This is a genomic window from Sphingobium sp. CR2-8 (assembly GCF_035818615.1).
GTDB lineage: Bacteria > Pseudomonadota > Alphaproteobacteria > Sphingomonadales > Sphingomonadaceae > Sphingobium.
The window spans coordinates 1,610,357-1,632,669 of sequence record NZ_JAYKZY010000002.1 but is presented as its reverse complement, the minus strand read 5'-3'; the positions used below and the strand labels follow the sequence as shown (position 1 = coordinate 1,632,669).

General features: G+C 62.8%; 22 protein-coding genes, 2 tRNA genes and 1 pseudogene. 16 read left to right on the top strand and 9 right to left on the bottom strand.

The genetic code is table 11. The features are described from left to right. Positions 1-84 precede the first annotated feature (84 nt). From U5A82_RS11930 to U5A82_RS11905, 6 genes are all read left to right on the top strand, one after another. Entirely contained in the window at positions 85-1,131 is a 1,047-nt protein-coding gene (locus tag U5A82_RS11930; RefSeq protein WP_326291089.1) for a rod shape-determining protein, read from the top strand. A gap of 17 nt (positions 1,132-1,148) precedes the next feature. Beyond that, positions 1,149-2,072: a rod shape-determining protein MreC gene (mreC, locus tag U5A82_RS11925; RefSeq protein WP_326291088.1), complete on the top strand. Its 924-nt coding sequence runs from the start codon at positions 1,149-1,151 to the stop codon at positions 2,070-2,072. Then, positions 2,069-2,596: a rod shape-determining protein MreD gene (gene mreD / locus U5A82_RS11920; protein WP_326291087.1), complete on the top strand. Its 528-nt coding sequence runs from the start codon at positions 2,069-2,071 to the stop codon at positions 2,594-2,596. The genes mreC and mreD overlap by 4 nt, the downstream gene beginning before the upstream one ends. Continuing rightward, positions 2,593-4,668, top strand: a complete 2,076-nt coding sequence (gene mrdA / locus U5A82_RS11915; RefSeq protein ID WP_326291086.1) for a penicillin-binding protein 2 — start codon at positions 2,593-2,595, stop codon at positions 4,666-4,668. The genes mreD and mrdA overlap by 4 nt, the downstream gene beginning before the upstream one ends. Beyond that, positions 4,665-5,777, top strand: a complete 1,113-nt coding sequence (gene rodA / locus U5A82_RS11910) for a rod shape-determining protein RodA (RefSeq protein ID WP_326291085.1) — start codon at positions 4,665-4,667, stop codon at positions 5,775-5,777. The genes mrdA and rodA overlap by 4 nt, the downstream gene beginning before the upstream one ends. A 106-nt stretch (positions 5,778-5,883) precedes the next feature. Further along, a tRNA-Lys gene (locus U5A82_RS11905) sits at positions 5,884-5,959 on the top strand. Positions 5,960-6,016: 57 nt separating this feature from the next. Here U5A82_RS11905 and U5A82_RS11900 read toward each other — a convergent pair. Both U5A82_RS11900 and U5A82_RS11895 read right to left on the bottom strand, forming a co-directional pair. Continuing rightward, on the bottom strand, positions 6,017-6,670 hold the full coding sequence (locus tag U5A82_RS11900) for an MOSC domain-containing protein (RefSeq protein ID WP_326291084.1): 654 nt from the start codon (positions 6,668-6,670) through the stop codon (positions 6,017-6,019). A gap of 80 nt (positions 6,671-6,750) precedes the next feature. Next, entirely contained in the window at positions 6,751-6,969 is a 219-nt protein-coding gene (locus U5A82_RS11895; RefSeq protein WP_326291083.1) for a hypervirulence associated TUDOR domain-containing protein, read from the bottom strand. 126 nt (positions 6,970-7,095) lie between these two features. Between U5A82_RS11895 and U5A82_RS11890 the strand changes: the two genes are divergently transcribed. The 4 genes from U5A82_RS11890 to U5A82_RS11875 all read left to right on the top strand — a co-directional run bounded on the left by U5A82_RS11890 (position 7,096) and on the right by U5A82_RS11875 (position 10,580). Next, the gene (locus tag U5A82_RS11890; protein WP_326291082.1) at positions 7,096-8,274 is read left to right on the top strand and encodes a glycosyltransferase family 4 protein; all 1,179 of its coding nucleotides are present in this window, start codon (positions 7,096-7,098) and stop codon (positions 8,272-8,274) included. Between the two features lie 27 nt (positions 8,275-8,301). Beyond that, a complete protein-coding gene (locus tag U5A82_RS11885) occupies positions 8,302-9,621 on the top strand; it encodes a replication-associated recombination protein A (RefSeq protein WP_326291081.1) in 1,320 nt (439 codons plus the stop codon). Continuing rightward, positions 9,618-10,475 (top strand): hypothetical protein, encoded by an 858-nt coding sequence (locus tag U5A82_RS11880; protein WP_326291080.1) that lies wholly within the window; start codon positions 9,618-9,620, stop codon positions 10,473-10,475. The genes U5A82_RS11885 and U5A82_RS11880 overlap by 4 nt, the downstream gene beginning before the upstream one ends. Positions 10,476-10,504: 29 nt before the next feature. After that, positions 10,505-10,580 (top strand) — tRNA-Thr (locus U5A82_RS11875). Positions 10,581-10,789: 209 nt separating this feature from the next. Here the strand turns inward: U5A82_RS11875 and U5A82_RS21725 are convergent. Continuing rightward, positions 10,790-11,077, bottom strand: a pseudogene (locus tag U5A82_RS21725) (cupin domain-containing protein); the annotation flags it as partial. Between the two features lie 121 nt (positions 11,078-11,198). Between U5A82_RS21725 and U5A82_RS11865 the strand changes: the two are divergent. Continuing rightward, positions 11,199-11,501 carry a glycine zipper 2TM domain-containing protein gene (locus U5A82_RS11865; protein WP_326291077.1) on the top strand — a complete coding sequence of 101 codons (303 nt, stop codon included), beginning with the start codon at positions 11,199-11,201 and terminating at the stop codon, positions 11,499-11,501. Positions 11,502-11,634: 133 nt separating this feature from the next. Here the strand turns inward: U5A82_RS11865 and U5A82_RS11860 are convergent, their stop codons facing one another. Both U5A82_RS11860 and U5A82_RS11855 read right to left on the bottom strand, forming a co-directional pair. Then, positions 11,635-11,916, bottom strand: coding sequence for a hypothetical protein (locus U5A82_RS11860; RefSeq protein ID WP_326292920.1), 282 nt, complete (start codon positions 11,914-11,916; stop codon positions 11,635-11,637). A 151-nt stretch (positions 11,917-12,067) separates the two neighbouring features. Continuing rightward, positions 12,068-12,475: an EVE domain-containing protein gene (locus tag U5A82_RS11855; protein WP_326291075.1), complete on the bottom strand. Its 408-nt coding sequence runs from the start codon at positions 12,473-12,475 to the stop codon at positions 12,068-12,070. Between the two features lie 103 nt (positions 12,476-12,578). Here U5A82_RS11855 and U5A82_RS11850 point away from each other — a divergent pair, with 103 nt between their 5' ends. After that, positions 12,579-13,526, top strand: coding sequence for an isopenicillin N synthase family dioxygenase (locus U5A82_RS11850; protein ID WP_326291074.1), 948 nt, complete (start codon positions 12,579-12,581; stop codon positions 13,524-13,526). A 182-nt stretch (positions 13,527-13,708) separates the two neighbouring features. Here the strand turns inward: U5A82_RS11850 and U5A82_RS11845 are convergent, their stop codons facing one another. Then, positions 13,709-14,092, bottom strand: coding sequence for a dihydroneopterin aldolase (locus U5A82_RS11845; protein WP_326291072.1), 384 nt, complete (start codon positions 14,090-14,092; stop codon positions 13,709-13,711). 140 nt (positions 14,093-14,232) lie between these two features. Between U5A82_RS11845 and U5A82_RS11840 the strand changes: the two genes are divergently transcribed. The 4 genes from U5A82_RS11840 to U5A82_RS11825 are packed head-to-tail and all read left to right on the top strand — an operon-like array spanning position 14,233 to position 17,154. Then, complete coding sequence (locus U5A82_RS11840; RefSeq protein ID WP_326291070.1) at positions 14,233-14,751, top strand: GNAT family N-acetyltransferase; 519 nt, start codon at positions 14,233-14,235, stop codon at positions 14,749-14,751. Between the two features lie 42 nt (positions 14,752-14,793). After that, on the top strand, positions 14,794-15,360 hold the full coding sequence (locus U5A82_RS11835; RefSeq protein ID WP_326291069.1) for a DUF1285 domain-containing protein: 567 nt from the start codon (positions 14,794-14,796) through the stop codon (positions 15,358-15,360). Then, positions 15,357-15,965 carry a CoA pyrophosphatase gene (locus U5A82_RS11830; RefSeq protein ID WP_326291068.1) on the top strand — a complete coding sequence of 203 codons (609 nt, stop codon included), beginning with the start codon at positions 15,357-15,359 and terminating at the stop codon, positions 15,963-15,965. Before U5A82_RS11835 ends, U5A82_RS11830 begins: the two co-directional genes overlap by 4 nt. Then, positions 15,946-17,154 carry a CCA tRNA nucleotidyltransferase gene (locus U5A82_RS11825; protein WP_326291066.1) on the top strand — a complete coding sequence of 403 codons (1,209 nt, stop codon included), beginning with the start codon at positions 15,946-15,948 and terminating at the stop codon, positions 17,152-17,154. The genes U5A82_RS11830 and U5A82_RS11825 overlap by 20 nt, the downstream gene beginning before the upstream one ends. Here the strand turns inward: U5A82_RS11825 and U5A82_RS11820 are convergent. The 3 genes from U5A82_RS11820 to U5A82_RS11810 form a co-directional block, all read right to left on the bottom strand. Continuing rightward, entirely contained in the window at positions 17,118-18,857 is a 1,740-nt protein-coding gene (locus tag U5A82_RS11820) for a putative bifunctional diguanylate cyclase/phosphodiesterase (RefSeq protein ID WP_442802167.1), read from the bottom strand. The genes U5A82_RS11825 and U5A82_RS11820 overlap by 37 nt on opposite strands. Positions 18,858-18,959: 102 nt before the next feature. Then, positions 18,960-21,248: a DNA topoisomerase IV subunit A gene (gene parC, locus U5A82_RS11815; RefSeq protein ID WP_326291063.1), complete on the bottom strand. Its 2,289-nt coding sequence runs from the start codon at positions 21,246-21,248 to the stop codon at positions 18,960-18,962. Positions 21,249-21,315: 67 nt separating this feature from the next. Beyond that, positions 21,316-22,236, bottom strand: a complete 921-nt coding sequence (locus tag U5A82_RS11810) for a LysR substrate-binding domain-containing protein (protein ID WP_326291061.1) — start codon at positions 22,234-22,236, stop codon at positions 21,316-21,318. Between the last annotated feature and the right edge of the window lie 77 nt (positions 22,237-22,313).

Genomic DNA, 22,313 nt, shown 5'->3' with positions numbered 1-22,313 from the left:
TTGAGGTTAACGGCAGGCGCAGAACAGCTTTCCGACCGGTCCCCCTATCGCGTCGCGGGGACGGCGGGCGATACAGGATAAGGCATGTCGATCTTTTCGCGTCTCTTCAAATTTACTTCGCAGGATATGGCCATCGACCTCGGCACCGCCAATACGGTGGTGTATGTGCGCGGTCGCGGCATCGTCCTCAACGAACCGTCGGTGGTGGCGGTCGAGACGCTGAACGGCGTCAAGCGGGTGAAGGCAGTGGGCGTCGATGCAAAGCTGATGATGGGCAAGACCCCGGATTCGATCGAGGCCATCCGCCCCTTACGCGACGGCGTAATCGCCGACATCGACGTCGCCGAACAGATGATTAAGCATTTCATCACCAAGGTGCATGGGGGCAAGCACAGCCCCTGGCGCGCACCTGAAATCGTGATCTGCGTGCCCAGCGGTTCGACCAGCGTCGAACGCCGCGCCATTCGCGACGCCGCCAGCAATGCAGGCGCCAGTCAGGTCTTCCTGATCGAGGAGCCGATGGCCGCCGCGATCGGCGCCGACATGCCCGTGACCGAACCGATCGGTTCGATGGTGGTCGACATTGGCGGCGGCACGACCGAAGTCGCCGTATTGTCGCTGCGCGGCCTGGCCTACACCACGTCTGTCCGCGTCGGTGGTGACAAGATGGACGAGGCGATCGTCTCCTTCGTGCGTCGCCATCACAATCTGCTGATCGGTGAAGCCACGGCGGAACGGATCAAGAAGCAATATGGCATCGCTCAGGCACCCGAAGATGGCGTGGGCGAAACCATCCATATCAAGGGCCGCGACCTCGTGAACGGCGTGCCCAAGGAAATCAGCATCAACCAGGGCCAGATCGCCGATGCGCTGGCCGAACCGATCAGCACGATCGTGGAAGGTGTGCGGATCGCCCTGGAAAACACTGCGCCCGAACTGGCCGCCGACATCGTCGATCAGGGCATCGTTCTGACCGGTGGCGGCGCGCTGCTCAAGGGGCTGGACGACGAACTGCGCGACGAGACGGGCCTGCCCGTCACCATCGCCGAAGACCCGCTGACCTGCGTCGCCATCGGCACGGGCCGCGCAATGGAAGATCCGATCTTCCGGGGCGTGCTGCAAACCGCCTGATCGAGAAGGACGATTAGATGGCGCGGCCAACCAGCCGACGCCCCGGTATCAACCGGAAGGCGCAATATAGCCTGTTTGCCAGCTATGTCGTGGCGGTGGCCGGTGCGGCCGTCGGCCTGCTTCTGGTCGTTGTCGCGATTTTCGATCCCACGGGATTTGCCGCCATCCGCATCGCCACGTCCGAAATCAGCCGCCCCGTTTCCAGCGCGTTCAAGGGCATGGTGAGCGGCGTCGGATCGGTCGACGAGACATTGGCATCCTACTGGCAGGCGGGATCGCAGAATGTTGCGCTGCGCCGCCAGGTGGAGGCGGATCGCAACCGCATTATCGAGGCGAAGGGCGTCGCGCAGGAAAATATCCGGCTCAAGAAATTGCTCAAGCTGGTCGACGCCGACGCCACCGAAGTGTTGACCGCCCGCCTTATTGCCTCTTCCGCATCCAGTGCGCGCCGCTTCGCGAAGCTCAACGCCGGGACGTGGCAGGGTGTGCGTTCAGGCATGCCGGTCCGCGCGCCGGAGGGGTTGATCGGTCGCGTCCATATCACGACCCCCAACAGTTCGGACGTGCTGCTGCTGACCGACACCAGCAATATCGTGCCGGTCCGGCGGGCGAACGACAATATCCCGGCCATCTCCACGGGCCTGGGCGATGGGTCGGTCGAGATCCGTGCGCTGACTGCGGGACGCAACCCCTTCAAGCCGGGCGATCTGCTCGTGACGTCGGGCATCGGCGGGGTCTATCAACCCAATATACCTGTCGCAGTCGTTGTCCGCGCGGAGGGTGAAATCGCCTATGGCGTGCCGCTCGCCAACCCGGCCAGGGTCGATGCAGTGGTTGTGGAACGTGCGTTCGAGGATGCCGTGACCAGGTCCGGTCCGGCGGCACCAGCGACGCCGACGGTGGTGGACGAGGCGGCGGCCGGCAACGCCGCGCAGCCATGATCGACCCGCATCTCTACCATGTGCCACGGCTGGGGCGGCATCCGTCCCGCTTGCGTTTGGCCGGCACGCCGGTCGTCACGGTGTTGTTCGGCTCCTTCCTGACTGCCCTGCCCGTCATCGCCCAATCTCCGATCATGCCCCCGTTCGGCCTGTTGCTGCTCCTGTCGTGGCGGCTGTTGCGTCCGGACCTGTGGCGCGCCTGGATCGGGCTGCCGCTCGGTCTGTTCGACGACATGATGAGCGGACAGCCGATTGGTTCCGCCATGTTCCTGTGGACGGTCGCTCTGATCGGGATCGATGCGATCGAACATCGCATGATCTGGCGCAGTTATCGGCAGGACTGGCTAATCGCGACGCTCGCCATTATCTTCTGCATCGCCGGTGGTCTGTTTTTCGCGCGGATCACGGGTGGAGGTGATGTGAAGCTGCTTCTGGTCGCGCCGCAAATGGTCTGGACGATATTGCTGTTTCCCTTCGTCGTCCGGCAATGCGCCCGGATCGACCGATGGCGCGTGATGGCATGAAGTTCCTGACCCCCAAGCGCAAGATTATCACCGAAGCTGCCCAATCCTTCACTTTCACGCGTCGCGCGATGATGGTGGGCGGGATTCAGGGCGCGATCGGCGCAATGCTGGTGGGCCGCATGGCGTGGATCAGCGTCGCGGAAAACGAAAAATACAAACTCCTGTCCGAAAGCAATCGCGTCAACCTGACCCTGATCCCGCCACGGCGCGGCTGGATCGTGGATCGCAACGGGCGGCCGCTGGCTAATAATCGCACCGATTTTCGGGTCGACCTGATCCCCCAGCGGGTGGTCGATGCCGAAGCGACAATTCGTCATCTGGCCCAATTGCTCAACCTGGAGGCGGACGAGGTGGACCGCATTCGGGAAGAGTTGGAGAAGACCGCCGGTTTCCGTCCGATCCAGGTCGCCGACAAGCTGACTTACGACCAATATGCCGCGATCAGCGTGCGGCTGCCCGACCTGCCGGGCGTGGCGCCCAGCCAGGGCTTTTCCCGAAACTATCCCGCCGGTGCAACGGTGGGCCATCTGCTAGGCTATGTCGGCGCGGCGACGGCGGAAGATTACAAGAAGCGCAAGGACCCGTTGCTCGTCACGCCGGGCTTCAAGCTGGGCAAAGATGGGCTGGAAAAGGCGTTCGACCAGACGCTGACCGGCAAGGCTGGCGCGAAACGCGTGGAGGTGACGGCACGCGGCAAGATTGTGCGCGAATTGACGACGCGCCCCGACACGCCAGGTAATTCGATCAAGCTGACGATCGACGCTGGCTTACAGGAGTTTGCAGGCCGCCGTCTGGCAACCCAGAGCGGGTCCGTGGTCGTGATCGACTGCCAGAATGGCGATGTGCTCGCCCTGGCGTCGATGCCCAGTTTCGATCCCAACAGCTTTTCCGACGGCATCAGCCATCTGGAATATGAGATGCTGTCGAAGGACGATCATGTCCCGCTGCGTAACAAGACGTTGCAGGGCCTCTATCCGCCCGGATCGACGGTGAAGCCGATGGTCGCGCTGGCGCTGCTGGAGGCGGGGATCGGGCCGCAGGAGACGATCAGTTGCGGCGGCGCGATCCGGGTCGGCAATACCCTGTTCCACTGCCACAAACGGCGCGGCCATGGCCCGCTCAACATGCGCGGCGCGATCGCCCAGAGTTGCGACATCTATTTCTATCAGATGGCGCAGCGGATCGGCATGGACCGGATCGCCAGCATGGCCCGCCGGGTCGGCATGGGCCAGAAATTCGACCTCCCCTTCCCCAGTCAGAGCTATGGCACGGTGCCCGATCCGGCGTGGAAGGAGAAGAAGTATCACCAGAAGTGGCAGGTCTACGACACGGTCAACGCCACCATCGGTCAGGGCTATATGCTGATCAACCCGTTGCAGATGGCGGTGATGGCCGCGCGTCTGGCGACCGGCAGGCAATTGATGCCCAATTTCATCCATGGCGCCCACCGCCTCGAACCCGCCACCGTCGGCGCGACCGAGGAGCATCTGGTCGTCATTCGCGACGCGATGAATGCGGTGGTGAATGGCGGCGGCACCGGGGGTGCGGCGCGCAGTTCCATCCCCGGGGTCATGATCGCGGGCAAGACCGGCACCGCGCAGGTGCGGCGCATCACCATGGCGGAACGCGCCGGCGGGGTGCGCGGCAATAGTTCGCTCGCCTTCAAGCTGCGCGACCACGCCTTGTTTCAGGGTTTCGCGCCGTTCGATAACCCTCGGTTTGCGATAGCCTGCATCATCGAACATGGCGGGCATATGATCCGCAACGAAGATGCGCCCATGATCGCCAGCGACACATTATCCTTCCTGTTCGACCCGAAGAAGGCGATGGAAAAGCTGGAGACGCTGGAAAAAGGCTGGGGCGGGACGCCCGCCGAACGTCAAGCGCGGCAAATGGCGGCTTTTCGCGTGGCCAAGGCTGTCGAAAAAGGCGAAGTGCCGCCACCGGCGGACAATGCCGCATCGAATGCGACAGGCAGCAACGCAGCGACAGCCGCGCCCGCGCCGACGCACAATGAGAGCGAGGATGACGTTCCGCCGCCCCCCGGCAGCAATCCGACAGGCGCGCCATGAGCATCATCCCACGGCCTCTCACCGAATTTCCCTGGCGCATCCTGGCGCTGCTTTTAGCCATTGCCGGGTTCGGCATCATCGTCCTCTATAGCGCAGCAAGCGGCAACATCTTTCCTTGGGCCGTCAACCAGGCCGTGCGTTTCTGCGTCTTTTCGGCAATGGCGCTGACGCTCAGCCGCATTCCGGTGGAGATATTCGCCCGCTTCGCTTTCCCCGCCTATGGCGCAATATTGGCGGCGTTGTTTTTGGTGGAACTGATCGGCGGCGTCGCGGGCGGAAGCCAGCGCTGGATCAACCTGGGCTTCATGCAGTTGCAGCCGTCCGAGTTCATGAAGCCCGCCATCGTTCTGACAGTCGCGCGCTTCTACGCGATGCTGCCGGTTGGCGAAATCCGACGATGGAACGCCATCTGGCCCGCTTTGGTTTTGATCGGCGTGCCGTTCATGCTTGTTCTGATCCAACCCGATCTCGGCACTGCGACGATGATCGCCGCAGGCGGTGTGACGGTCATGTTCCTGGCAGGATTGCCGCTGCGTCTGTTCGTCGGTACCGGCCTTGCCGGAGCGGCATTGGTGCCGATCGCGTTCAGCTTTCTCCATGATTATCAGAAAAACCGCGTGCTGATCTTCATGGACCCGGAAAGCGATCCCTTGGGCGCCGGCTATCACATCAGCCAATCGAAGATCGCGATCGGGTCGGGCGGCATGTGGGGAAAAGGTTTCCTGCAAGGCTCTCAAAGTCATCTCGACTACCTGCCCGAAGGCCATACCGACTTCGTCTTCGCCACCATGGCGGAGGAATGGGGCCTGCTCGGCGGCACCCTGCTCATCCTTGCCTTCATGCTGCTGTTCCGCTGGGGCATTCGCGTGGCGATGCGCACGCAGGATAAGTTCGCCCGACTGGCGGCTGCGGGGCTCACCACGACCATTTTCTTCTACGTTGCGATCAACCTGATGATGGTCATGGGGTTGGCGCCTGTCGTGGGCATACCCCTGCCCTTCATGTCCTATGGTGGATCGTCGATGCTGACGGTAATGCTGTGTGTCGGCATCATCATGGCGATCGATCGCGCCCATAAGCGTCGGGCAGGCACGGGGAATTGGGGCTAACCTGCCGCATCCCGGAAAATTCCGACACATGGCCGATTATTGTTTGCAAATGCCCGGTGCACTGCTAACAGCCCGCCAACGCCGGAATGCATATTTGCCCCGGAGTGGACGCATAGCTCAGTTGGTAGAGCAGCTGACTCTTAATCAGCGGGTCCTTGGTTCGAGCCCAAGTGCGTCCACCATATCTTCTCTTTACATCGCCGTGATGATGGGTGTTCGCCCTGTGGCCTTCATGCGCGTCAGGCCGCTAGTTTCCGTGCTCTTTCCCGCCAGGCTTCGGCCAGGACGGGCATGTGCGCCAGCGTGTGGACGGCGTCGGGGTTGCGTTTGTGTCCGCCGCCGATGAGCAACTGGAATATGCGGGCGATGCTCCAGTCGGGCAATGGACGCTGTAACAATTCCATCGGCGTGCCGGCGCGGGCTTCGCCTTCCTGCACCACGCGGAAATAGAGGCCGCTGCGCGCGGTCTTGACGATGGTCGCCATGACGTCTCGCGCGCCGAAACGGTGGTCGAGCTTCCAGCAGGGTTGCCGCCCATGGCTCACCTCCACCACCGCACTGCCCAGCGAAAAACGATCGCCAAGGCAAATGTCGGTTTCTGTCAGCCCGCGCGAGGCGATATTTTCACCAAAGGCGCCGGGCCTATCGAGCAGAGGCTCGTCGGGCTTACGCGTCCGCCACCAGCCATAATGGTCCTGGGGATAGAGATGGATCGCCTTGTCCCAGCCGCCATGGTGAACGGGATCGGCCACGGCGTCATGCTCGAACCCGTTCCATGTGATACGGACAGGTCCTATCACCGGCTGTTTGGCGATGGCGCTGTAATCGTCGCCGCGGAAAGGAACCGGCTTGCCGACAAGCAGCGCGTCGATAGTCATGAAAGATGTCGTCATGCGCCGATCATGCCATATGTGGCCAGCTTACACGATGGCCGCTTTGCGCGAACAGGCATCGCAAAGCTGGAGCCGACAACTTAAGCGGTGCTGATTTCCGAACGGAGCTTCAGAACTTCGCCGCCATTGTCGGCAGCGATCAGAAAGGCAGGATTGCTTGGCGAGCCGTTGCGACGGATGCACGATCCTTCGATCGTGCGCTCCACATGGCGGTCAAACCGTTCCGCAATGCGTCCTCGGCCGACGCCCTGCCCCCAGTTCCACTTGACCCGCGTTCCTTTACGGAATGTCTCGGTCATACGGGCATCCTCTCCATCATGGGTACATGCTGCGCCGGCCGTAACTCGACAACAACGAACAGCAAAATGCCCAAATCCGCATCTGGTTCCCTTGGGTTTTCATGACGGTTGGGCTATGGGCCGCCCATGGATGCTACCGGCCTGCGCGTCGCCCTGTTCAGCGGCAATTACAATTATGTCCGCGACGGCGCGAACCAGGCGCTCAACCGCTTCGTGTGCTATCTGTTGCGACAGGGCGCGAGCGTACGCGTCTATTCGCCGACGACCGGGACGCCTGCGTTCGAACCGGAAGGCGATCTGGTCAGCACGCCGTCCTTTCCCGTGCCGGGGCGCAAGGAATATCGCGTTCCCTATAGAATGTCGGCGCAGGTCCGCCGCGACCTGCACGATTTCGCGCCCAACATCGTGCATTTGTCCAGCCCCGATCCACTGGGGCATCGAGCGCTCAGTTGGGCACGCGCGCGCAGCCTGCCGACGGTGGCGTCGGTGCATACGCGGTTCGAAACCTACCCGCGCTACTATGGCCTGGCGTTTCTGGAGCCGTTGATCCTGTCCCTGCTCCGCCGCTTCTATCGCCGCTGCGATGCCATCGTCGCGCCGTCGGATTCGATGGCGCAACTGCTGCGCGAACAGCGGATGAACTACGATGTCGGCATCTGGACACGCGGCATCGATCGGGAGATTTTCAATCCCGGTCGCCGCGACCTGGCATGGCGACGATCGCTGGGCATTGATGACGATGCCCCAACGATCGGCTTCATCGGCCGATTGGTGATGGAAAAGGGACTGGACGTCTTTTCCGATACCATCGACCAGCTCGCCACGCGGCAGGTCAGGCACAAGATATTGGTGGTAGGCGAAGGTCCGGCTCGCGAATGGTTCCAGAACCGGCTACCGGGCGCTGTCTTTACCGGTTTCCAGAAGGGCCCCGAGCTTGGCCGCGCGGTCGCCAGCATGGATATGCTGTTCAACCCATCGGTTACGGAAACCTTCGGCAACGTCACGCTGGAGGCGATGGCCTGCGGCCTGCCCACGGTCGCGGCGCGCGCGACCGGTAGTGAAAGCCTGGTGACCGAAGGCGTGACCGGGCGATTGATCCGCCCCGGCGCGATCGGCGACTTTGCCGACGCGTTACAGGCCTATTGCATCAATGACGGCGCGCGACAGGCGGCCGGCACCGCTGCGCAAAGCCGCGCCGAACGCAATGGATGGGATCAGGTCAACCAGGCGCTGGTCGATACCTATTTGCGGATCATCCGCCAGCGTGCACAAGGGCTGGCGCCGCGATCCAGCCCGGTTCCATAATGCGTTTTACATCCTATATCGGGTGCGATGGCCGACCTCTTCGCTCCCGATGACCTGCCCGCTGCCGATAGCGCGGCGGATACTGCTCCGCTCGCGGACAAGCTGCGTCCGCGCACGCTCGGCGATGTTGTGGGGCAGGAGCATCTGACCGGTCCGGACGGCGCGATCGGCCGCATGGTGGCGGCAGGGCGGCTGTCTTCGATCATATTATGGGGGCCACCCGGCACCGGCAAGACGACGACGGCGCGGCTGCTGGCCGATGCGGTGGGCATGCGGTTCGCACCGATATCGGCCGTATTCTCGGGCGTGGCCGACCTCAAAAAATTGTTCGCAACCGCGAAAGAGCATGCGCGGCGCGGCGAAAAGACGTTGTTGTTCGTGGACGAGATCCATCGGTTCAATCGCGCGCAGCAGGACGGCTTCCTCCCCTTCGTCGAGGATGGCACGGTGACATTGGTCGGCGCCACCACCGAAAATCCCAGCTTCGAGTTGAATGCGGCGCTGTTGTCACGGGCGCAGGTGCTGATTCTGCGGCGATTGGACGCGGCTGCACTGGAACAGTTGCTCGATCGCGCCGAAGCCCTGACCGGCCGCCCGGTGCCGATAGACGCCGCCGCGCGCGAAGCTTTGGTGGCGAGCGCCGATGGCGACGGGCGCTTCCTGCTCAATCAGGTCGAAACCTTGTATTCGATCGATCTGCCAGAGCCGCTCGATCCGGCGGGGCTATCCGCCCTGCTCCACCGCCGCGTCGCTGTATATGACAAGGATCGGGAGGGACATTATAACCTCATTTCCGCCCTGCATAAATCGCTGCGCGGATCGGACCCGCAGGCGGCGCTCTATTATCTTGCAAGGATGCTGACGGCAGGGGAAGAACCGCTTTATGTGCTGCGGAGGTTAGTGCGTTTTGCAACCGAAGATATCGGGCTGGCCGATCCACAGGCGGTGGTGCAATGCCTTGCGGCAAAGGACGCCTATGATTTCCTGGGATCGCCGGAGGGCGAACTGGCGATCGTGCAAGCCTGCCTCTATTGCGCCACTGCGCCCAAATCCAACGCGGGCTATGCCGCGATGAAAGCGTCCTTCAAGTCTGCGCGGGATACCGGATCGCTGATGCCGCCGATGAACATCGTCAATGCCCCCACCAAGCTGATGAAGCAGGTCGGTTACGGCAAGGGCTATCAATATGATCATGACGCGGCCGAGGGTTTTTCCGGCGCGAATTACTGGCCAGGCGAAATGACACCGCAGACCTTCTACACGCCGACCGATCGCGGGTTCGAGGCGCGGATCGGCGAGCGGATCGCCCATTGGGATCGCCTGCGCGCGGAACGCGGCGGCGCGTGACGCCCCGCTTCGCGCGGTTTGCCGCGATCGACTGGTCGGGGGCGAAGGGTGCGCGACACAAGGGCATAGCCGTAGCGATGTGCGACGACGGCGACGCCGTGCCGTGCTTGATCGCGGCGCCTGGAGGCATCTGGTCGCGGCAGGCTGTTGCGGACTGGGTTATCGCGACAGCGAAACAGACACCCACTCTGTTCGGCTTCGATTTCAGCTTTGCGCCGCCTTTCGTCACGCGAGGCGACTATCTGCCCGGCGATCCTGCGCCGCAGGATGGCCCCGCCTTCTGGGCCTATGTCGATGCGATCTGCGACGACGTGGACCTGGGGGCGGCGAGCCTGTTGGAAGTGTCGCATCGCCGCCATTTCTATTTCGGCAAGGCGGACGGGGTGAAAGCCAGCTTCATGCACAACCGCATGTGCGAGGCGCATTATAATGGGGGCGGCGGCGGCAAGCCGTCCACTGTGTACGACGCGATCGGCGCGGCGCAGGTCGCCAAGGCCAGCTTTGCCGGGATGCGCCTGCTTCATAACCTGCGGCCGTATCTGCCGATCTGGCCCTTCGACCCTGCCCCTGACGAGGGCTCACTGGTCGTGGAAATCTATACCAGCATCGCCGCCCGCGCCGCCGGACGCCCCAAGGGACGCAGCAAGATGCGTGACGCCGATGCTTTGAATGTGGCGCTGGTCACTCTGGGATCGGAGCAGCATGTCGGGTCGATGCCCGACGATCATGGCGCCGATGCAATCGTGACTGCCGCGTGGATGCGCCGGTCGGCATCAAGGCGGGACCTTTGGACGCCACCGGCGCTGACGCGACAAATAGCGCAAACAGAGGGCTGGACCTTTGGCGTGATCTGATAGTAAGGGCGTCCGACCCGCAAGGGTGCGCCGGCTTAGCTCAGTTGGTAGAGCACCTGATTTGTAATCAGGGGGCCACGGGTTCGAATCCTGTAGCCGGCACCATTCACTTGGTCTTGTTTCCATTCCCTGCGTCCAGGCCGTGGTGGCACAGGATCAGCGGGGTCCTTTTTTGGGGACCGTCGGATCACGATACACCCGCAGACGCCGAAAAAAGATGTCCCCGTCCGTGCAGAACCGGGACAGGTTGGGCAGAAAGGATCGTGGGCAGATATCAGAATTTGAAACCGCCCCCTGCGCGATAGATGCGGCCCAGCGTGCGGTTGAGCGCAGGATGGATATCCAGACCGGTATTGGTCTGTCGCGATCGAAAGGACCAGTGGCGCGCCTGCGTGCCAGAACCAATGTTCGTCCGCATCGACGCAATGCCAGTGCGATCGCTGATGCGCCTCAAGCAGGAACAGGATCGCGGTTCCGGCCGAACGCTCCCCGGGCGACGATGCCGCACGCCAAGTCTCCCGATACCAGCCGCCTTCGGGGTGTGGCGCAAGGTTCAGCGCATCGATCAGCCGCCGCGAATACTGCCCGTCGTCCACGCGCATCTGTTCGCCTCAAATTTTATGTCTTCGGAAACAGTCTCTTAGATCGTTGCCGCAGGTTCATGCAACCTCGATCAAGGTTAGGGGGTTGAAGCGACAAATCACGCTGATGGAGGAGATACTCATGCGTAAAGCCCTGCTCGCCCTGGCCGCCGTTTCGTTGGCCGTTCCCATGTCCATGGCCGTACCGACCGACGGCGCCCAGGCCCGTAAAAACTATCGCTACAAGGAATGGCGTGGCCGTGACGGCCGCACCTATTGCCGCAAGTCGAACGGCACCACCGGCCTGATCGTCGGCGGCGTCGGTGGCGCGCTGGCGGGTCGTGCGATCGATACGCGCGGCGACCGCGCGACGGGTACGATCCTGGGTGCGGCCGGTGGTGCACTGCTCGGCAAGGCGATCGACAGCAAGCGCACCTGCCGCTGACGCATCGAACCGGCATGGCGTGATCGCGCCGTGTCGGTTCCTGGCATAGCGCTACGCGCTACGCACGATCGTCCAACAAGAAAGGGACGGCATCCCGTCGGATGTCGTCCCTTTCTTTAATGCCGTTTGAGACTTAGTTCGAAGCGGCGCCGCGCGCGTCTTCGACCTTGAAGGCGACCTGCTGGCCACCCGATACGCCCGACACCTTGCCGTTCTTCACGGCCAGGTTGAACGCGACAGAGTCCGGGAAGCGACGGCCGGAAATGACCTTGCCGCTCTTCGTGTCCTTGACTTCATACACATAGGTGTAACCTTCGTGCGTGAAGCGCTGCTTGCCGGTTTCTTCGGCCTGAGCGGGGGCAGCTATGGCGACGACGGCGGTCAGGGCGCCGGAAACAATGAACTTGGACAGCATTCGCATGGGTAAACTCCTTGTGAATGCCGATCAAACACCTCTTATATTCTTGTTCTGTTGAAGACGCTTTTATGCTGCAGCGCGGCACCGCGACAATCGCAAAGGACGGCGCGCCAGTTGCATCATGTGCAACCGGCGTCCAAGATGTCGGTCAAGCCTTCGACAGGGCGACGATATGGTCGAACTGCGCTTTGGTAAGTGGCGCTACCGACAGACGCGACTGGCGCAACATTACCATGTCCGACAGCGCCGGATCGGCCTTCATCGTCTTGAGCGACACAGGTCTTGCAAGTTTTTCATGGGGCGCGACATGCACGGCGATCCATTTGCCGCTGTCGTCGGTGCTATCTGATGCGGCTTCCTCCACGATCGTCATGATCCCGACCGCCTCCAGACCGATATTGCTATGATAGAAAAAGGCCCGGTCGCCCTTGCGCATCGCCTTCATATGGCCTTGCGCCGCGTGGTTGCGAACGCCGTCCCATTCGGCCTTCCCCTTTTTGACGAGATCGTCATAGGAAAAGACGTCCGGTTCCGATTTCATCAGCCAATAGTTCATTTTGCCTTCTTGCAACAGCGCTCCGGCGCGATCAAGGATGGCGTCATGTGCGGGCGGTCCCATAGGGGCTGCACCCCAGACGACGAACAATTGGAGATAAGACGTGTCGCAAGCGGTGCTGGATCAGGTGCCTGTCCTGTCCATGGCGGAAATGAGCAAGGCGGATTTCGCCGAGGCTTTCGGTCAATCCTTTCAACGGTTCGGCTTTGCCATGGTGAAGGACCATGGCATGGACCAAGCTCTGGTCGAAGACGGCTGGGCGCTTGCCCGTCAGTTTTTCGCGCTGCCCGAAGAGGTGAAGCAGCGCTATAACGCCAGGGTGAATGGCGGCCAGCGCGGCTATACCGCCTTCGGCACGGAAATCGCCAAGGGCGCGAGCGAGAATGACCTCAAGGAATTCTGGCATGTCGGCCGCGACCTGCCGGAGGGCGATCCGCTGGCGGAAACCATGCCGCCCAATATGTGGCCGCAGGAAATGCCGGAATTCGAGCCGCTGTTCGCCAAACTCTATGCCGAGTTCGATCGCGTGGGCGCGGAACTGCTGTCGGCGATCGCACTGTATCTGGGTCTGCCCGAACGCTGGTTCGACGGCCCGATCGAGAACGGCAATTCGATCCTGCGGCTGCTCCATTATCCGCCGGTGTCGCCGCAGGCGCCGGGCATTCGGGCGGGCGCGCATGAGGACATCAACCTCATCACCCTGTTGTTGGGCGCGGAGGAAGGCGGGCTGGATTTGAAGGACCGGAACGGCAATTGGCTGCCCGTGGTGCCGCCGCCCGGCGCGCTGGCGATCAATGTTGGCGACATGCTGCAGCGGCTGACCAACCATCTCCTGCCGTCGACCAGCCATCGCGTGGTCAATCCGCCACCGGAACGGCGCGGCCATTCGCGCTATTCCATGCCCTTCTTCCTGCATCTGCGGCCCGACTTCATGATCGACGCGCTGCCGCAATGCGTGTCGGATGACAATCCCCGGCGCGATCCGGCGATCAGCGCACATGACTATCTGACCGAGCGTCTGATCGAGATCGGGTTGATCAAGAAGGGGTAATAGTAGAATGCGATGATGCTGGCGCATAAGGCAGTTCCCCGGCGTAGGCCGGGGTCCAGTCCCGCGCTCAGAACTGGACCCCGGCCTACGCCGGGGAACGTTCCTATCAAGGCGACCTGGTATAAGGCTGGTTCGGGCGGAGTGGAGACAGGTTTCTCGACTTCGCTCGAAACGAGCTGTGGTTATCGCCGGCCGCGACCCAGGGTGATGCCGATTTCCTCGCCGCGTTCGCTGAGCGCCAGCTTCACGATCTTGACTTCGACATGGCTGACCTTGTCGTCCTGAAGGAAGATGGTGTCGATGACATGGTCGGCCACCGCTTCGATCAGGGTGAAATGCACGCCCTCTGGCAGGGCGGTAGAGGCGGCGTGCTTCAGGTCCATATAGTTTTTGGACTGGGTGAGCGCGGTGTCCGGCTCATAATGATCCGCGATTCGCAGGCGTGCGCGGATGGATATGCGCAGCGGCTGGGGGAGATGCGTCTCCTCCGAATAGATGCCGGTCAGCACGTCGACATGCAGGTCATTGACCTCCAGCGTCAGAAAATCGTCAAATCCAGTCTGCATAGTCCGCCAACATATGGCCCCCGCCCTGCGCGTCGCTGCCGTGCGGATAGGCCTATTTAGTCTTTCATTTTGCGAAGCGGGCGCTAAAGCCCCCGCTTCCGGCGCTGCCCCATGCGCCATTGACGGCAGATCGGCAAGACGTGTCAGACATTGTGCCTCTCAACAGCCAGCCCGATGCAGCGATAGAGCGTTTGCTCGACGCGGCGTTCGGTACGGACCGGCATGGACGCACCGCCTATCGCATCCGCGCAGGCATGCCATGGCTGCCCGCTTTGTCGTTCGCCACTCTGGACGCCGACGGGGCCTTGATCGGATCGCTGCAAAGCTGGCCGGTGGCGCTGAACGATGCGGATGGCGGCCAGATGCCACTCATCATGGTCGGCCCGGTCGCGGTCGCGCCGACGCACCAATTTGGCGGCCATGGCCGGGCGATGATGGATGCGGTGGTCGCCGCCGCCCGCGCCCAGCGCAGCGAAGCGCTGATGATGATCGGCGACCCGGAATATTATGGCCGCTTCTGGGGCTTTGCCGCCGATGGCACCGCAGGCTGGAGCGCGCCCGGCCCATTCGAGCAGCGCCGCCTGCTGGCTTTGTCGGTCGATGGCCGTCCGGTCGGCGGAAGCGGGATGCTTGGCCCCAGAATTGCGGTCGCGGCCTGATTAGGCCTTTGCCTTCGGGCGAGAGGCCCCTATCTCCGCCCCATGCCGATGGAGCCTTTGCCAGACCTGTCCACCCTTTCGCTCGCCGATATCGCGCGACTGGCTGCTGAAAAGCGCCTGCCGCCGGTCGAGAAATGGAATCCCGACCATTGCGGCGATAGCGAGATGCGAATCGCGCGTGATGGCACCTGGTTCCACCAGGGATCGCCGATCGGCCGGGAAACGATGGTCCGCCTCTTTTCCTCGATCCTGCGGCGCGAGGCGGACGGCAGTCACGTGCTGGTGACGCCGGTCGAAAAGCTGAGCATAGAGGTGGAGGACGCCCCCTTCGTCGCGGTGGAGTTGAAGAGCGAGGGCGAGGCGCGCGACCGCACCCTCGCCTTCCGCCTCAATAGCGGCGATATCGTTACCGCCGGGCCTGATCATGGACTGACCCTGCGCGAAACGCCCGATGGACCGCATCCCTATCTGCATGTGCGCGGCGGCATGGAGGCGCTGGTCGGGCGCAGCGTCTATTATGAATTGATGAACCTGGCGCTGGACGAAGGCGGCGACCGTGTCGGCCTGTGGAGTGACGGGGCATTTTTTCCGCTGGATGGCATGGCATGACGCTGGCGCAGCGGTTGCGCGCCGCGCTGGAGGATGGGCATCGGCGCGACGACATCCTGCTGTCGGACATGCGCGACCCGCGTATCAGCGGCGATATTACGCTGGCGCCAGCCGCCGTGCTGGTGGCGATTACCGACCGGCCCGAACCGGGCCTGATCCTGACGCAGCGTTCGTCTGCCCTGCGCAAACATGCGGGCCAGATCGCCTTCCCCGGCGGCCGGGTCGATGACGGCGATGCCGACGAGATTGCCGGGGCGCTGCGGGAAGCGCAGGAGGAGATCGCCCTGCCCCCGGCTCAGGTCGATGTGATCGGCACGTCCGACCGCTATCATACCTTCACCGGTTTCGACATCGTGCCGGTGCTGGGCGTAATCCCCCCGGACCTGCCACTGCATGCGCAAGAGAGCGAGGTGGCGGAGTGGTTCGAACTGCCATTGGCCTATGCGCTGGACCCGGCCAACCGGATGCGGCGGGAAATCGAGTTTGCGGGTGCGATGCGCCACTATTACGAAATTATGTGGGAAGGTCGCCGGATCTGGGGCATCACCGCCGCCATATTGACCAATCTGTCCCGAAGGTTGGGCCATGACCGTCTTGCTGCCTGATGCCGATTGGCGGCACCGTCCCGGCCTCGATACCCTGCTGGACGCACTGAATGCGGCGAAGGGCAAGGCGCGCTTGGTCGGCGGTGCGGTGCGGGACGGGCTGCTGGGCCTGCCAGTCAACGATCTCGATATCGCCACGACGCTCGACCCGCAGACGGTGGTCGATCGGCTGAAGACGGCCGGGATCAAGGCGGTGCCGACGGGGATCGCGCATGGGACGATCACGGCCGTACTGCCCGACGGGCCGGTGGAGATCACCACGCTGCGCCGCGACGTGAGCACTGATGGGCGTCGCGCCACCATCGCCTATACCGATGACTGGCGGGAAGACGCCGCCAGGCGCGACTTCACGATCAATGCGCTTTATGCCGATCCGCTGACGGGCGCGATCAGCGACTATTTCGGAGGCCTCGCTGATCTGGACGCGCGGCGGTTGCGGTTCATCGGTGACGCATCGGCCAGGATAGCCGAGGATCACTTACGGATATTGCGCTATTTTCGGTTCCTGGCGCGCTATGGCGACAACGAACTGGACAGTTGCGCCTATAAGGCCTGCGTTGCCGCCGCCAACAACCTGATGGCGCTGTCGCGGGAGCGGATCGCCGATGAACTGTTGAAATTGCTGGGCGTGGCCGCACCGGTTCATGCGCTGCGCCTGATGGTCGACGGTGGCATATTGCGTCCGGTGCTTCCCGAGGTGGATGCGGCGGGCGTGGCGCGAGTCGACCGTTTGATCGCGCGGGAGGCAGAGGCCGGAATCGCAGGGTCGGCGCTGCGGCGGCTGGCGGCGCTGCTGCCCGCCGATCCGGCAATGGCCGATAGCGTGGGCGCTCGGTTGAAACTGTCGAACAAGGCGCGCAAACGGCTGGTCGCCGCCTTGGAACCCAACGCGGCGGAGAAACCGCGCACATTGGCCTATCGGGTAGGATTGGAAGGGGCGATCGACCGGCTGTTGCTGGATAGCGAGCAACCTGTGTCGGTTCTGTCACGCCTGGAAAACTGGACCTTGCCGATATTGCCGATCAGTGGCGGTGCGCTGATCGCGCGTGGCCTTGCCCCCGGCCCGGATGTCGCCAAGGCCTTGCACGAGGTGCAACGCCATTGGGTGGCAGAGGATTTTCCGGACGCCGATCGTGTCGCGGCGATCGCCGATCAGATCGTTTCGAAATTCCAGCGCGCGCGCCAATAGTCGAAGGCGTCGGCTTCGCCCATGGGCTTGGCGAAATAATAGCCCTGCCCCTGCCAGCAGCCCATCTGCTGCAGGGCATGGGCCAGCGCCTGCGTCTCTATCCCTTCGGCCGTGACCTTGAGGTTCAGCGATTCGGCGAGTGACAGGATGGTGCGGACGATGACCGCCTTGTCATGATCCTCCAGCATCGAAGACACGAAGCTGCGGTCGATCTTCAATATGTCGATCGGCAGGCTGTGCAGGCTGGCGAGGTTGGAAAAGCCAGTGCCGAAATCGTCCATGGCGATCGGCATCCGCAATTCCTTGAGCGCGACGAGCAGCTTTCTCGCCTTGTCAGGATCCGCCACGATCGCGCTTTCGGTAAGTTCTGCGGTGAGGCGGTTGCCCGCTATCCCGGAATAGCGCAGTGCCTCCTCGAACATCGAGGCCACGTCGTCGCGCGCCATCTGAATGGGCGAGAGGTTGACGTTGACACCCACAGGCAATGGTTGGCCGAACTTCGCGTCCCAGCGCGACAGTGCCTGCGCCGCTTCATAGGCGGCCCAACGACCGAGCGGGGTGATGAGGCCGCTTTCCTCCGCTACCGCGATGAACTCGACCGGCGGCACATGGCCGAGTTCCTCATCATTCCAGCGGGCAAGCGCCTCGAACCCGGTGATCTCGCCGGTCTGGAGGTGAATGAGCGGCTGGAAGGCCAGCGTCAGGCCCCCCTGGGCGAGGGCGTCGCGTAACCGGCTCTCGATCGAAAATCGCCGCTGCGCTTCCTTGAGAACGCCGTTGCGATAGATTTCGACCTTGCCGCTGCGCTTGGCGATCTTGACCGCCGCCTGCGCCTTGCGAACGATGTCGTCGGGATCGTCGTCCAGGTTCAACGACAGCGCGCAGCCGATCGCGCAATCGACGCGGATCTGCAGATCGCTCAACCGGATCGGCGAACTGAGCAATTCTTTGATCCGTTGGACGATATGAAGAGCGTCTGACAAACCATTGTTAAGGCGCGCAAATATTGCGAAGTCATTGCCGCCGATGCGGGCGAGAACGTCACCCTGTCGCAAGCTGGATTTCAGCCGTTTGGCTACGGTGATCAGCAATTCGTCGCCCGCCATCGGTCCGAGCGATTCATTGACGCGGCTGAAACGGCTAAGGTCGATCGCGATGATGCCGAACTGGGCATTGTCCGCCCAGATCGAATTGGCCAGACGATCGTCAATCTCCTCACCAAAACCGGTGCGATTGGGGAGCGCGGTCAGCCCGTCCGACAGCAGTTCGCGCCGCAGATTCTTCTCGATCGTCCGATCGCCGGTGCGGTCCGTTGCAGTGATCAGATAATAGGCCCCGCGCCCCTCCTCCGCAGGCAGGCGGCCGAGGGTGCACATGAAATATTCCGGCCCCAATTTGCCTTCACGCCGTAGTTCGAAACTATCCGAATCGCGACCGGACTGGATAAGATCCAGGACGCGATCGCGCCATTCGATCATGACCTTGGACGAGGATTTGTCGCGTTCCGCCGGCATCTGGAAGGTCGATATATAATTCGCGTTGCCAAGAACGAGATTTATATCGTTATTTTCATAGGATAATATCGCCGCAAGTTGCGGAAGCGCGGCCAGCCAGTCGGCCAAGCTAATGGCTGGGTGACTATGCGCGCCATCGCCCCCGGTCGAGGGGGTGTCGCAGTCCAGTAAGACCGGCAAATTGCGCACCGATGTTGGTTCCATACACCCGCTGTAACCAGAAGGAGTAAATTTTCCGGAAACGTTAATCGCCGCCGCGGGATTTTTAGATCAAAGGCGAAATGCCTGCAATCAGAAGCGATTGTCGCGTGGAAAGCCGGTCGGCGGCATCCGTCCGGCCGCGCCGCGCGCGACTTTCCATGGCATCATGTCGCTTTCGGTGCGGGTGCGTCCCAACTCGCCGCCCATGGTCCAACTAAGGCCATCGGACAGGCGGAAGGCGATCGCATCGGACAGGCCGCCATCGCGATAGCGCTGCATCTGCACCCCCTGCCCGCGCGTCATCTTCGGCATTTCCGTAAGGGCGAATACCAACAGTTTGCGGTTTTCCCCGATCACGGCGATGCTGTCTGCTTCGGCCGGGATCGGGCGGATGACGCTCAGCTTCGCGCCGGCCCGCACGTTAACCACCTGCTTGCCCTTGCGTGTTTCGGCCATCAGGTCTGCCGTCGCCGCGAGGAAACCCCGTCCGTCGGATGAGGCCAGCAGCAGCTCCGATCCGATCCGCGCGGGCATGAAGGCAACGATCGCGCCCTCATTATCCATGTCGACCAGCGACCGCACAGGATCGCCGAAACCACGCCCGCCCGGCAGCTTATCCGACGCCAGCGTATAGATGCGGCCGGTCGAGGTCGCCATCAACAGCTTGTCCGTCGTGTAGGCGTGGAAGGCATAATGTGGAGCGTCGCCTTCCTTGAACTTGAGCGTGTCGGCGGCGGCCAGATCGCGATGGCCGCTCATGGCCCTGATCCAGCCGCGTTCGGACAGGATGACGGTGATCGGCTCGCGCTCGATCATGGCTTCCAACGGAATCTCACGCGCCGGTGCGGCTTCCTCCACTAACGTACGACGGCGGCCGAGATCCGTTTCCGGCCCATAGCGCTTGCGCAGGGCGGCCAGATCCTTCTTCAGGCGCGTGCGTTGGCGTGCCGGGCTTTCGACCAGCTTCTCCAGTTCGTCCTTTTCCTTGACGAGTTCGGCATGCTCGCCGCGCAGTTCCATCTCTTCAAGCTTGCGGAGCGAACGCAGCCGCATGTTGAGGATCGCCTCAACCTGGCGGTCGTTGAGCCCGAATTCCGCCATCATGAGCGGCTTCGGCTCATCTTCCGTACGGATGATTTCGATCACCCGGTCGAGATTGAGATAGGCGATGATATAGCCGTCGAGCAGTTCGAGCCGCGCGGCGATCTTGTCCAGCCGATGCTGGGCGCGGCGGACCAGTACGTCGATCTGGTGCTTGAGCCATTCGATCAGCAGCGGACGCAGGCCCAGCACACGGGGGGTGCGGCTGGCGTCGAGGACGTTGAGATTCAGCGGAAAACGGTTTTCCAGGTCGGTCAGCCGGAACAGGCTGTCCATCAGCATCTGCGGATCGACGGTGCGGGCGCGCGGTTCGATGACGATGCGGATTTCGGTGTCGCTCTCGTCCCGGACATCCGCCAGGATCGGCAGCTTGCGGTCATTGATGAGCGCCGCGATCTGTTCGATCAGCTTGGACTTCTGCACCTGATAGGGGATCTGGGTGACGACGGCGATCCAGGTGCCACGCCCGCCCTCTTCCTTGTGCCAGCGCGCGCGGGTGCGGAAGGCGCCGCGCCCCGTGGCATAGGCTTCGGAGATGATCGACGGCGTGTCCACCAGGACGCCGCCGGTCGGGAAGTCCGGCCCCTGCACCACCTGCATCAGGGCCCCATGATCGGTGTCCGGATCTTCGATCAGCAAACCGGCCGCGTCGATCAGCTCAGAGACGTTATGCGGCGGGATGCTGGTCGCCATGCCCACCGCGATACCGGTCGCGCCATTGGCGAGCAGATTGGGGAAGAGGCCGGGGAACACTTCCGGCTCCTCATCCTCACCATTATAGGTCGGGCGAAAATCGACCGTACCTTCGTCCAGGCCCGCCATCAGGTCGGCGGCGGCCTGGGTCAGGCGCGCTTCGGTGTAGCGCATCGCAGCGGCGTTATCGCCGTCGATATTGCCGAAATTGCCTTGTCCATCGACCAAGGGCGTGCGCAGCGAGAAGTCCTGCGCCAGGCGCACCATGGCGTCATAGACGGAAGAATCGCCATGGGGGTGATATTTGCCGATGACGTCGCCCACGACCCGCGCGCATTTCTTGTAGCTGGTGGTGTTGCGCGCAGGATTGGCGACCAGCACGTCGGGGTTAGCGCCGCCCGGCTCCATCCGCAGCAATCGCATGGCCCAGAGCAGGCGGCGATGGACCGGTTTCAGGCCATCGCGCAGGTCCGGCAACGATCGCGCCGTGATGGTCGAAAGCGCATAGACGAGATAGCGCTGCGACAGCGCATCGTCGAAAGGGTGATCCTTGATGGCGTCGAACGGGTCGCGAAAATCAGTCATCGCAGGTCGGATAGCAGGACGGGCACGAAACGGAAACGGATTTGGTCAAAGGCAGATGCATCGCGCGTCAGCGCGGCAGGTAACGGCCGTCCGGGTCGGCGGCGATCTCGGCAGCGAATTCGGCACTGATCCAGTCGCGAAACGCCTTCACCTTTGGCGTGTTGCGCGCGTGGGTGGGATAGACGATCCAGTAGCTGGCGATTTCGCGGACATAGGAAGGCGTCGCCTCGACCAGCAGGCCCGATTCGACTTCGCTTTTCCACAGGAAATGGTTGAGGATCGCGACCCCCTGCCCGGCGATGGCGGCCCGGCCTTCCATCACCTGGCTGTCGAGCGCGATGCCGGGCGGGCCGATCGCCGGATCGATGTCCACGGCCATTGCCGCGAACCATTCATGCCACCACATGTCGTCGGGCGACAGGCGCGGCAGGCTGTGAAGCGCATGCGCGTCGGCGATGGGGCCGTGACGGTCCAGCCAGGCCGGGCTGCACATCGGAACGAGGCGGTTATGCGTCAGCAGGCTCGCCTCCAGCCCCGGCCATTCGCCCTTGCCGCCGCGTATGGCGAGATCGACGCCGTCGCGGGCCAGATCCACGACGGCATCGTCCGCCTGGATGCGCACCGCCAGTAGCGGATGCCGCATCTGGAACGCGCCGATCTTGGGAGCGAGCCAGAGATGGGCGAAGCTGTTGGTGCAACTGATCGTCAGCACCGCCGAATGATCCTGCGTCAGGGCGGCAAAGCCCTGCCGCATCTGATCGAAGGCAAGGGTCAATATCGGGGCTATCTCCCGCCCCTTGTCGGTCAGCGCCACCTTGCGCCCGATACGCTGGAACAGGCTGATGCCCAGTCGTTCTTCGAGCAGCTTCACCTGATAACTGACCGCCGCCTGGGTCATGCCCAGTTCCTGCGCCGCCGCGGTAAAATTCTCCCGCCGCGCGGCGGCTTCGAACACGCGGATGGCGGACAGGGGCGGCAAGATAGACATGACCGGATAGATAAGGTCAGCTTGTCTATGGCGTCCAGCCTTTTGTTGGCGGCCACAGCGCCGATCGGGCAAAAACA